The organism is Arthrobacter sp. TMN-49 (assembly GCF_054511095.1).
In genome coordinates, this window is the sequence record NZ_JBTNDH010000015.1 from 79,747 (window position 1) to 90,470 (window position 10,724).

The window sequence follows — 10,724 nt, forward strand, 5'->3', positions numbered from 1 at the left end:
ATGTTGAAGAAGCACCTGCTCACTTTCGCGGCCACTGCCGCCGTTTTGGCGCTGACCGCCTGTGGCGCTCCCGCGAAGTCTGGTTCGGCGTCGACCAGCGCAGCTGCAGGATCCGTCACGGTAGAAGACAACAACGGTTCACACACCATCACTACGCCGCTGAAGTCGGTCGTCGCAACCGACAACCGCACCTTTGAGACGCTTTCAAGCTGGGGTGTCAAGCTCAGCGCCGGTGCCGTGGCCCTCATGCCCTCCACCAGCTCCTACAAGACTGATGACTCGATCGTGGATCTGGGCACCCACAACGAACCGGATCTCGAGGCCGTCGTTGCCGTGGACCCGGACGTGATTGTCAATGGACAGCGTTTCACTCAATACCAGGACGACTTCAGCAAGCTGGCCCCGAAAGCCACGGTGCTGGCTCTGGATCCGCGTGAGGGGCAGCCGTTCGATGCCGAGCTGAAGCGCCAAACCACTGTCTTGGGTGAGGTGTTCGGCAAGCAGTCTGAAGCCAAGAAGCTCAACACGGACTTTGACGCGGCCATTGCACGTGTCAAGGCAACGTACAAGAAGGACCAGAAGGTCATGGGCCTGATCGCCTCCGGTGGCAAGATTAACTACTCTGCCCCTGTCACCGGCCGCACACTTGGCCCGCTGTTCGATTTTCTGGATCTGACTCCGGCCCTCGAGGTGGACAAGTCCAGCACCGACCACAAGGGCGATGACATTTCCGTCGAAGCCATTGCCAAGTCCAACCCGGACTGGATGCTCGTCATGGACCGCGACGCAGCTGTTTCCGCCGACGACGCCGACTACAAGCCAGCCAACGAGGTGCTCGAGAAGTCCGCTGCCTTGAAGAATGTTACGGCCACCAAGTCCGGCAACATTGTGTACATGCCCGCTGACACGTACACCAACGAAGGTATCCAGACATACACCGAGTTCCTGAATAGCTTCGCGGACGCCCTCGAAGGCAAGTAGGAATTCTGCGCCCCGCCCAGTGGCAGTTCCGGCACCCCGCCGGGTCTGCCACTGAGCTGCGTCCAAGCACGTTCTGAAAGGACTGCGCCACCATGACCACCACGGTCGTTGCCGCCAAGGGCAAGCTCTTTGAACCCAGCCTGCTGATAGGTGTGGCCATTGTGGTTGCCCTGCTGGCACTGTCCCTGTTCACAGGTGTCTACGACATTTTTGGCGGCAAGGACGGCGGGGAGATGTTCGCTGTCACCCGCATTCCACGCACCATTGCGCTGGTCTTGGCGGGAGCGGCCATGGCGGTGTCTGGCTTGGTCATGCAGTTGTTGACGCAGAACCGCTTTGTTGAGCCAACTACCACCGGCACCACCGAGTGGGCTGGGCTGGGTTTGCTGACTGTCATGATCATTAGCCCCGGCGCAAGCATCCTTGTGAAGATGTCCGGAGCCGTCATCGCTGCCTTCATTGGCACCATGATCTTTTTCCTTTTCCTGCGGCGGGTTTCCCTGAAAGCATCACTAACAGTGCCGATTGTGGGCATCATGCTCGGCGCAGTGGTGGGCGCCATTTCCACGTTTATTGCACTGCAAACCAACATGCTCCAGAGTCTGGGCATCTGGTTCGCCGGTAGCTTCACGTCGGTGCTCCGTGGACAGTACGAGGTCCTGTGGATCGTGGCGCTGGTAGGCGTCGCGGTGTTTTTGGTTGCCGACAGATTCACGGTGGCCGGCCTGGGCGAGGAAGTGGCCACCAGCGTCGGCCTGAACTACAACCAGGTCATGCTGTTGGGGACCGGGCTCATCGCCATCGCCACCGGCGTTGTCACAGTGGTTGTGGGGAATCTGCCATTTCTGGGGTTGATAGTGCCGAATATCGTCTCGATGTTCCGCGGCGATGACCTGCGTGGCAACCTGCCATGGGTTTGCCTGTTGGGCATAGCCATTGTGACAGTCTGCGATCTCGTGGGGCGTACAGTCATCATGCCCTTTGAAGTCCCTGTCTCGCTGATCCTTGGTGTTGTTGGTTCAGTGGTCTTCATTGCAATCTTGCTGAAGCAGCGTCGACATGGCTGAGCGAACCATTCTTCCGCGCACCACCCCACCTGCCAGTCAGCACCACCCTGGCCGTCAGTCCGGGCCGTTGCCCACAACCGGCGTGCGGAAACGGTACTGGATGGTTCTTGGCGTCCTCATTGTTCTGGCTGTCGGATTTGGTTTCGGCCTGCTCGCCTGGGACAACCCCATGCCTGTGGGCACGCCGGGTTTTTGGCGGATCGCGGAACTTCGCGGCACCAGCATAGTCGTCATGGCGGTGGTGGCCATTTGTCAGGCAATGGCGACCGTCAGTTTCCAGACAGCCACGAATAATCGCATCATCACGCCGTCGATCATGGGTTTTGAATCCTTGTTTGTCGCCGTGCAAACCGGCGCCGTGTTCTTCCTTGGGGCGGCCGGCGTGGTGATGATGGCAGATGTCCCGCAGTTCATTTTGCAGATTGTCATCATGGTGGGACTATCCATGGCGTTGTACGGCTGGCTGCTCTCGGGCAAGTACGGCAACCTCCAAGTCATGCTGCTGGTGGGCATCGTCATCGGCGGCGGGCTGGGATCGATCTCGGTCTTCATGCAGCGCTTGCTGAGCCCCGGCGACTTTGACATCCTGGCCGCCCGGCTGTTTGGGACCGTCTCCAACGCCGATGTCAGCTACCTGCCCATCGCCATCCCGCTTTGTCTGGGCGCCGGCACTTTGCTCATGCTCAACGCCAAACGGCTGAACATCATCGCGTTGGGCAGCGACACCACCACCAACCTGGGGCTGAACCACCGCTTCGAAGTGATGCGGGTGTTGTTTCTTGTCTCGATCCTCATGGCCACATCCACAGCGCTCGTGGGGCCCATGACGTTCCTGGGCTTCTTGGTGGCCACGTTGGCCTACCAGCTGGCAGATACCTATGACCACAAGTACGTTTTTCCTGTTGCCGTGCTGATTGGTTTTGTAGTTCTCGCCGGCGCGTACTTCGTCATGAAAAACGTTTTCTACGCCCAGGGTGTGGTTTCCATCCTCATCGAGGCCGTGGGTGGAACGGTCTTCCTGTTCTTCATTCTCCGAAAGGGACGCCTGTGATCACGCTGACAGAGGTTTCAAAAAGTTACAGCAGCGAGGTTGCCATCGGCCCGGTGACCTTGCAGATACCCTCCGGCGGTGTCACCGCGCTGGTTGGCCCTAACGGGGCCGGAAAATCGACACTATTGACCATGATCGGGCGCCTCCTGGGCCTTGACGCGGGAGTCATCGAGATTGCCGGATACGACGTCTCCAGCACTTCATCGAAGGACTTGGCCAAGATCGTGGCCATATTGCGCCAAGAAAACCACTTTGTTGCGCGGCTCACCGTGCGCCAACTGGTGGGCTTTGGCCGCTTCCCGCACTCCAAGGGCCGCCTGAATAAAGCCGACGAGGAAGTCATCAGCCGTTCCATCGACTTCCTCAACCTCAACGAGCTGGAAAACCGCTACTTAGACCAACTCTCCGGGGGCCAGCGCCAGCGTGCCTATGTGGCCATGGTGCTGGCTCAGGAAACCGATCACGTCCTCCTTGATGAACCCTTGAACAATCTGGACATGAAGCATTCAGCGCAGATGATGCAGCTGCTGCACAGGGCAGCGCGGGAATTGGGGCGCACCATTGTGATCGTGCTCCATGACATCAACTTTGCCGGCCACTATGCCGACCACATTTGTGCCGTGAAGGACGGCCAAGTTGTCGAATTTGGTACGCCGCAGGAAATCATGACAGACAAGGTGCTGAGCCAGGTCTTTGATACTCCTGTGCAGGTCATTGACGGCCCGCGCGGCCCACTGGCGGTTTACTACTAGAGCCGGCTGACGGGAACCGCCTAGGTATCCTTGCGGATCCAGCGGAACGTCAGCCTGCACAGGATGAGCCCCACCACCAGCCACAAGCCCATGACGAGCGCCACGAGGCCTAGGTTCCAGGCGCCACCGGGCTCGGCAACCTCAAAGGAAGCCGGCAGGAAGACGCTGCGCATCCCCTGCGCCATCCACTTCAAGGGGAAGATGCTGGCAATGTTTTGCAACCAGCCCGGCAATTGCGAGAAGTTCAGGTAGACGCCGGAGATGAACTGCAACAACAGCACAATGGGAATGACCACCGCGGTGGCGCTCTTGCCTGTCCGCGGCAGTGCAGAGAGAGCTATGCCAAGGACGCAGCTGGTTACCACGCCAAAAAGGAACACCCAAGCAAACGTCAGCCACTTAGCCGCGTCGGTGGGCATTTCCACGTTGAAGGCAAAACGCGCCACCAGCAATAGCAGAATCACCTGGAACACAGCACTGATCAACACCATCCCGATCTTCCCCATGAAATAGGAGAAAACCGGCAGGGGAGTACCGCCCAAGCGTTTAAGCGTGCCATCACCTTTTTCTGTGGCAATATCCACGGCGAGGTTTTGCACCCCACTGAGCAGCATGCCGGCGGCAACCATGCCCGGCACATAGAACGCGGCAAATGAGATGCCGCCGCTGCCATCCGGCTTGGTTCCGATGTTTCCGCTGGTGCTAAAAGCCACGGCAAAAATGGACAGCATCACAATGGGGAAAAGGAACGTGAAGAAGACAGAATCGCCTTGACGGAAATACAGTTTGAGCTCATAGCCAATGCGGGAGGTGCCCAACGCCAAAGTCCTCATGCTGCCTCCTCACTTTCTGCGTTGCTCTGGGTCGTGGTGCCCACCATGGACAGGTAAATGTCCTCAAGGCTGGGCCGAGTAATTTCAAGTCCCGGGACCTCCCCGCCAGCCTCAGCATAGAGCCGGGCGGCCAACGCGGCCGGTTCGGTTGTGCGCTCCACCCGGACCGCACCGTCCTGCCGCCACCGGACCAGCGGCACCTTGGCATCGGCCCCGCCAATCTCATCAATGGAACCAATATCCACCAGCTTGCCACCCACAATGACTCCTGCCCTGTCCGCCAAGGTGGCCGCCTCATCAAGATAGTGCGTGGTCAGCAAGATGGTGGTCCCCTCGGCCTTGAGCTGGTTGATCAGCCCCCAGAACCGGCGACGTGCCTCGGGATCAAAACCCGTGGTGGGCTCATCGAGGAAAAGCAGCCGGGGCCGGCCGATGATGCCCAGTGCCACATCCACGCGCCGCCGCTGGCCGCCCGAGAGCTTGCTGATGCGCGTGGTCGCCTTTTCAGCCAGCCCCACAGCCTCGATGACCTCCGCCACCGTGCGCGGGTTGGGGTAGTAGTTGGCGAAATGGGTCAGCTGCTCCAAAACCGTGACATTACCGCTCTCACCAGTGGACTGCAGCACGATTCCCAGCTGGGCTTTCCATGCCAGCCCGCCTTGTTGCGGATCGACGCCCAGGACGCTCACCTCCCCAGCGCTCCGGTCCCGGTAGCCCTCAAGAATTTCAATGGTGGTGCTTTTCCCGGCACCGTTGGGCCCCAACAAGGCAAACGTCTCGCCTTCGTGAATGTCAAAACTGATGCCGTCCACCGCGTGGATGCCGCCGTAGGACTTTCGCAACTCCCGCACCTGCACCAGCGCTGTTGAATTCGTCATGGGAACATCGTTGCACCATTGCAGCGTTGCCAACAGACCTGCACCGCCCAGAGAATTTGAAGCGGCTCCGCCCCGGGGGTGCCCGGCCCACGCCCGAACCGCTAGGCTGGCGGGCATGACGCACCACCTCACATTGCCTCCGCAGCGGCGCCGCTTTGCCGCCGTCGGCCTGGCCCTGCTGGGGGCTCTCACCCTCGCCAGTTGCGAGGCTCCCGTCCCTGCGCCCACGGCACCAGCCACGGCGAGCAGTTCGGCGCCGCCAACAGCATCCCCACACACGTCCCCGGCCACCACCAAGACGCCAATGACACCGCAGGAGCAAGCTACCTTGAATACGCAACTCATCAGCGCAGCCCACACCAACGATTCCACGTCGGTGGCCCGGTTGCTGGCTGACGGCGCCGAGCTCGAATTCAAGGGAGCAGAGGGGCGCACACCCCTGGTGGCGGCAACCAAGTCCAACGCCGTAGCTGCCGCCAAAACGTTGATGGTGGCAGGTGCCGACGTCAACGCCCAAGACGATGTGCAGGATTCGGCGTTCCTCTATGCCGGCGCGGAGGGACTCGATGAGATTCTGGCCCTGACGCTGGCCCACGGTGCCGATGTCAAAAGCACCAACCGCTATGGCGGCACCGCTCTGATCCCCGCGTGCGAACACGCACACGTCAGCACTGTGCGGATTCTGTTGGCGGCAGGGGTCCCGGTTGACCACGTCAACAACCTTGGGTGGACTGGCCTGTTGGAGGCGGTGATCTTGGGGACGGGAGGGGAGGACCATCAGGAGGTGGTGCGTCTGCTCCTTGATGCCGGAGCGAACGCCAATTTGGCCGACGCCAACGGTGTCACCCCTCTGGCGCACGCCCAGGCCAGGAGCCAGGGTGCCATTGCGCAGCTGCTGCTGGACGCCGGCGGGCGCTAGCCGAGTGGGCACCAAAGGTGCGCCGTGAGCGAAACCACGCCCGCCGACGTCGCACTTTTAAGCCACGAGCTGGCACTCGCCTTGACCGAGTGCTAATCAATTCCCTAGAGTCAGAGTTAGCACTCTCACCCCGAGGGTGCTAACTTGCTTATCTTTTTGGCCATGGGAGCATCGCCGGCACCGCGACGACGGTTGGGGCTCCGCACAACATGGTGAAGAAGACTGCCAGCCATCCAAAGAATTTACGCATGTGAAGGAGAGGTCCGAGTGTCGGTCTCTATTAAGCCTCTTGAGGATCGTATTGTTGTTCGCCAGCTCGAAGCAGAGCTGACCACCGCATCCGGATTGGTTATCCCGGATACTGCCAAGGAAAAGCCCCAGGAGGGCGAAGTTGTGGCAGTAGGACCCGGCCGTGTTGATGACAACGGCAACCGTGTCCCGATCGATGTTGCCGTGGGCGACGTCGTCATTTACTCCAAGTACGGTGGAACTGAAGTGAAGACCGGTGGCGAAGAGCTGTTGGTTCTCTCGGCCCGCGACGTACTGGCCATCGTCGTTAAGTAACGACTTTTGCTCAAGTAACCACTTTGTAAAGCCCCCGCGACCGGGACCGTTCTAGGTTACGAGCGCGGGGTCTTTGCGTGAAAGGACACAACGCATGGCTAAGCAGCTTGCATTCAACGACAGCGCACGCAAGGCCCTTGAGGCCGGTATCGACAAGCTCGCCGACACCGTCAAGGTGACACTTGGCCCGCGCGGTCGCAACGTAGTACTGGATAAGAAGTGGGGCGCTCCCACCATCACCAACGACGGCGTCACAATCGCCCGCGAGGTGGAGCTGGAAGACCCGTACGAGAACCTCGGCGCACAGCTGGCCAAGGAAGTTGCCACGAAGACCAACGATGTTGCCGGCGACGGCACTACCACGGCCACCGTCTTGGCACAGGCACTGGTAAAGGAAGGCCTGCGCAACGTTGCCGCCGGTGCGGCTCCCGGTGAGCTCAAGCGCGGCATTCAGGTTTCCGTTGAAGCCATTGCCACGCGGCTGCTGGAGAACGCCCGCCCGGTCGAGGGTGGACAGGTTGCAGAAGTTGCCGCCATCTCCGCTCAGAGCCAGGAAATTGGCGACCTGCTCGCCGAGGCATTCGACAAGGTTGGCAAGGATGGTGTGATCACCATCGAGGAATCCTCCACCACCTCCACCGAACTGGTCCTCACCGAGGGCATGCAGTTCGACAAGGGCTACCTGTCCCCGTACTTCGTCACCGACGCAGAACGCCAGGAAGCAGTCATGGAAGATGCACTGGTTTTGATCAACCAGGGCAAGATCTCCAGCCTGCAGGAATTCCTGCCGCTGCTGGAAAAGGCACTCGCTGCCAACAAGCCGCTGTTCATCATTGCTGAAGACGTCGACGGCGAGGCTCTGTCCACGCTGATCGTCAACCGCTTGCGCGGCACCTTGAACGTTGTTGCTGTCAAGGCTCCGGGCTTCGGTGACCGCCGCAAGGCCATGCTGCAGGACATCGCGATCCTGACAGGTGCACAGGTTGTCTCCCCGGAGATCGGCCTGACCCTGGACCAGGTTGGCCTTGAAGTACTGGGTACGGCTCGCCGCATCACAGTCACCAAGGACAACACCACCATCGTTGACGGTGCCGGCACGGCTGAGGAAGTTGCCGACCGCGTAGCCCAGCTGCACGCTGAGCTCAAGCGCACCGACTCCGACTGGGACAAGGAAAAGCTGCAGGAACGCCTGGCCAAGCTGGCCGGCGGCATCGGCGTGATCAAGGTTGGCGCAGCCACCGAGGTTGAGCTGAAGGAAAAGAAGCACCGCATTGAGGACGCCGTGTCCGCAACGCGTGCCGCTTTGGAAGAAGGCATTGTGGCCGGTGGCGGTTCCGCACTGGTTCAGGCCGCCAAGGCTCTCGACGAGGATGCCACCGTTGCAGCCCTGACCGGCGATGCAGCAACTGCTGTTGAACTGGTGCGCAAGGCTGTTGCCCAGCCGCTGCGCTGGATTGCCCAGAACGCCGGCCACGACGGCTACGTTGTTGTGCACAAGGTTGGCGAACTCGAAGACGGCTTCGGCTTCAACGCAGCCACCGGCGTCTACGGCAACCTGATCTCCGACGGCGTCATCGACCCGGTCAAGGTCACCCGTTCGGCCCTGCGCAACGCAGCCTCCATCGCAGCTTTGGTGCTCACCACCGAAGTTCTTGTGACGGACAAGCCTGCCGAGGACGACGAAGCTGGCCACCAGCACTAATCTCCGCTCTCCTTGCGAGAAGAGACGGCGCTTGCGGTTAAAGCCACCGGTATACCGGTCGCTTTAACCGCAAGCGCCGTCTTTTTGCTGGGCTGCGCGAGGGGGCGGCGACCTCCCCGCCGCGCGGCACCGTGGAACTTGTGGGGTTCACTCACGCGTTCTGCAACGCGTTCTGCAACGCGTACCAGGGCGGCCCGGGGTGTGAGCCAGGCCTCGGGAATAGGGTCAGGGCCGCTTTCGTTTTAGACTGTAACCAACGCACAGACAGTCTCCGTAATCACGGGACCAGTCATCGGGTGCACACCCTTAAATGGTTCTACCCCCGCCAAGGAGCCTTCGTGTCCCAGCCTGAAATTCATGACCCCTTCGCCTTCGTCGGCCTGACGTATGACGATGTCCTGCTCCTTCCCGGCCACACCAACGTCATCCCCTCCGAAGCTGACACCAGCTCGCGTGTTTCCAAGCGCATCACCGTGCAGACACCGTTGCTTTCGGCGGCCATGGATACTGTGACCGAATCCCGCATGGCGATCGCCATGGCCCGTCAGGGTGGTTTGGGTGTTGTGCACCGCAACTTGTCCATTGCGCGTCAGGCCGAAGAAGTTGACCTGGTCAAGCGCAGCGAATCAGGAATGATCACCAACCCTGTCACCGTTGGCCCTGACGCAACACTGTTGGAGCTGGACGAGCTCTGCTCACGTTTTCGGGTGTCGGGCCTGCCGGTTGTTGACGCCGATGGCCGCCTGGTTGGCATCGTGACCAACCGCGACACAGTGTTCATCCCGGACAACGAATACTCGCAGCGTCTGGTCCGCGACGTCATGACCCACATGCCGTTGATCACCGGCCGTGTTGGCATCAGCCGTGAGGACGCCTCCGGTCTGCTAGCCAAGAACAAGATTGAAAAGCTTCCCTTGGTGGATGCCTCAGGCGTGCTCCGCGGCCTGATCACCGTCAAGGACTTCGCCAAGGCCGAGCAGTACCCTCTGGCCACCAAGGATGACAAGGGCCGGCTGCGCGTTGGTGCAGCCATCGGCTTCTTTGGCGATGGATTTGAGCGCGCCATGACGCTCGTTGAGGCGGGCGTTGACGCCTTGTTCGTTGACACTGCCAACGGCCACAGTCAGGGTGTGCTGGAAATGATCGCACGCCTGAAGAGCGAGAAGGCTGCCGCCCACGTTGACGTGATCGGTGGCCAGGCCGCTACCCGCGAGGGCGCCCAGGCCTTGATCGACGCCGGTGCCGACGGCATCAAGGTTGGCGTTGGTCCGGGCTCCATCTGCACCACCCGCGTGGTGGCAGGTGTTGGCGTTCCGCAGATCACAGCCATTTACGAATCCGCCAAGGCTGCCATTCCGGCCGGCGTGCCGTTGATCGCCGACGGCGGCCTGCAGTACTCAGGTGACATTGGCAAAGCGTTGGTGGCCGGCGCTGACACAGTCATGCTCGGTTCCTTGCTGGCTGGCACCGAAGAGTCCCCGGGCGAGACGGTCTTTGTTAACGGCAAGCAGTTCAAGGCGTACCGCGGCATGGGCTCCCTCGGTGCCATGCAGTCCCGCGGCCAGAACACCTCCTACTCCAAGGACCGTTACTTCCAGGCAGATGTCACAGGGGATGAGAAGCTCATCCCCGAAGGCATCGAGGGCCGGGTGGCGTACCGCGGCCCGCTCTCCTCGGTGGCGTACCAGCTGGTTGGTGGCCTGCGCCAGACCATGTTCTACGTTGGCTCCCCGACCATTCCGGAGTTGAAGGCGCGCGGCAAGTTTGTGCGCATCACCTCCGCGGGCCTAAAGGAATCCCACCCTCATGACATCACCATGACCGTGGAAGCCCCGAACTACCTGAACAAGTAACAATTCACAGTACGACGGCGGGGGGGGGGGGGGGGGGGGGGAGGGGGGGGGGGGGGAGGGGGGGGGGGGGGGGGGGGGGGGGGGGGGGGGGGGGGGGGGAGGGAGGGGGGGGATGCGGGAGGGG

Annotated in this window: 10 protein-coding genes; 8 read left to right on the forward strand and 2 right to left on the reverse strand. The window is 61.1% G+C overall.

Features of this window, described 5'->3' with window-relative positions:
- The 4 genes from ACX80E_RS09030 to ACX80E_RS09045 all read left to right on the forward strand — a co-directional run bounded on the left by ACX80E_RS09030 (window position 1) and on the right by ACX80E_RS09045 (window position 3,851).
- A complete protein-coding gene (locus tag ACX80E_RS09030; protein WP_459301579.1) occupies window positions 1-981 on the forward strand; it encodes a siderophore ABC transporter substrate-binding protein in 981 nt (326 codons plus the stop codon).
- A 92-nt stretch (window positions 982-1,073) separates the two neighbouring features.
- Window positions 1,074-2,048 carry an ABC transporter permease gene (locus ACX80E_RS09035; RefSeq protein ID WP_459301580.1) on the forward strand — a complete coding sequence of 325 codons (975 nt, stop codon included), beginning with the start codon at window positions 1,074-1,076 and terminating at the stop codon, window positions 2,046-2,048.
- Window positions 2,041-3,099 carry an iron chelate uptake ABC transporter family permease subunit gene (locus tag ACX80E_RS09040; protein WP_459301581.1) on the forward strand — a complete coding sequence of 353 codons (1,059 nt, stop codon included), beginning with the start codon at window positions 2,041-2,043 and terminating at the stop codon, window positions 3,097-3,099. Before ACX80E_RS09035 ends, ACX80E_RS09040 begins: the two co-directional genes overlap by 8 nt.
- Window positions 3,096-3,851, forward strand: coding sequence for an iron ABC transporter ATP-binding protein (locus ACX80E_RS09045; RefSeq protein WP_459301582.1), 756 nt, complete (start codon window positions 3,096-3,098; stop codon window positions 3,849-3,851). Before ACX80E_RS09040 ends, ACX80E_RS09045 begins: the two co-directional genes overlap by 4 nt.
- Before the next feature lie 20 nt (window positions 3,852-3,871).
- Here ACX80E_RS09045 and ACX80E_RS09050 read toward each other — a convergent pair whose 3' ends face one another.
- On the reverse strand, window positions 3,872-4,684 hold the full coding sequence (locus ACX80E_RS09050; RefSeq protein WP_459301583.1) for an ABC transporter permease: 813 nt from the start codon (window positions 4,682-4,684) through the stop codon (window positions 3,872-3,874).
- The gene (locus ACX80E_RS09055; protein ID WP_459301584.1) at window positions 4,681-5,562 is read right to left on the reverse strand and encodes an ABC transporter ATP-binding protein; all 882 of its coding nucleotides are present in this window, start codon (window positions 5,560-5,562) and stop codon (window positions 4,681-4,683) included. The genes ACX80E_RS09050 and ACX80E_RS09055 overlap by 4 nt, the downstream gene beginning before the upstream one ends.
- A gap of 115 nt (window positions 5,563-5,677) precedes the next feature.
- Between ACX80E_RS09055 and ACX80E_RS09060 the strand changes: the two genes are divergently transcribed.
- The 4 genes from ACX80E_RS09060 to guaB all read left to right on the forward strand — a co-directional run bounded on the left by ACX80E_RS09060 (window position 5,678) and on the right by guaB (window position 10,600).
- Window positions 5,678-6,481, forward strand: coding sequence for an ankyrin repeat domain-containing protein (locus ACX80E_RS09060; RefSeq protein WP_459301585.1), 804 nt, complete (start codon window positions 5,678-5,680; stop codon window positions 6,479-6,481).
- 267 nt (window positions 6,482-6,748) lie between these two features.
- The gene (groES, locus tag ACX80E_RS09065) at window positions 6,749-7,045 is read left to right on the forward strand and encodes a co-chaperone GroES (RefSeq protein WP_038464523.1); all 297 of its coding nucleotides are present in this window, start codon (window positions 6,749-6,751) and stop codon (window positions 7,043-7,045) included.
- A 94-nt stretch (window positions 7,046-7,139) separates the two neighbouring features.
- Window positions 7,140-8,747 (forward strand): chaperonin GroEL, encoded by a 1,608-nt coding sequence (gene groL, locus ACX80E_RS09070; protein ID WP_459301586.1) that lies wholly within the window; start codon window positions 7,140-7,142, stop codon window positions 8,745-8,747.
- A 338-nt stretch (window positions 8,748-9,085) separates the two neighbouring features.
- On the forward strand, window positions 9,086-10,600 hold the full coding sequence (gene guaB, locus ACX80E_RS09075) for an IMP dehydrogenase (RefSeq protein ID WP_459301587.1): 1,515 nt from the start codon (window positions 9,086-9,088) through the stop codon (window positions 10,598-10,600).
- The last annotated feature ends 124 nt before the right edge of the window (window positions 10,601-10,724 follow it).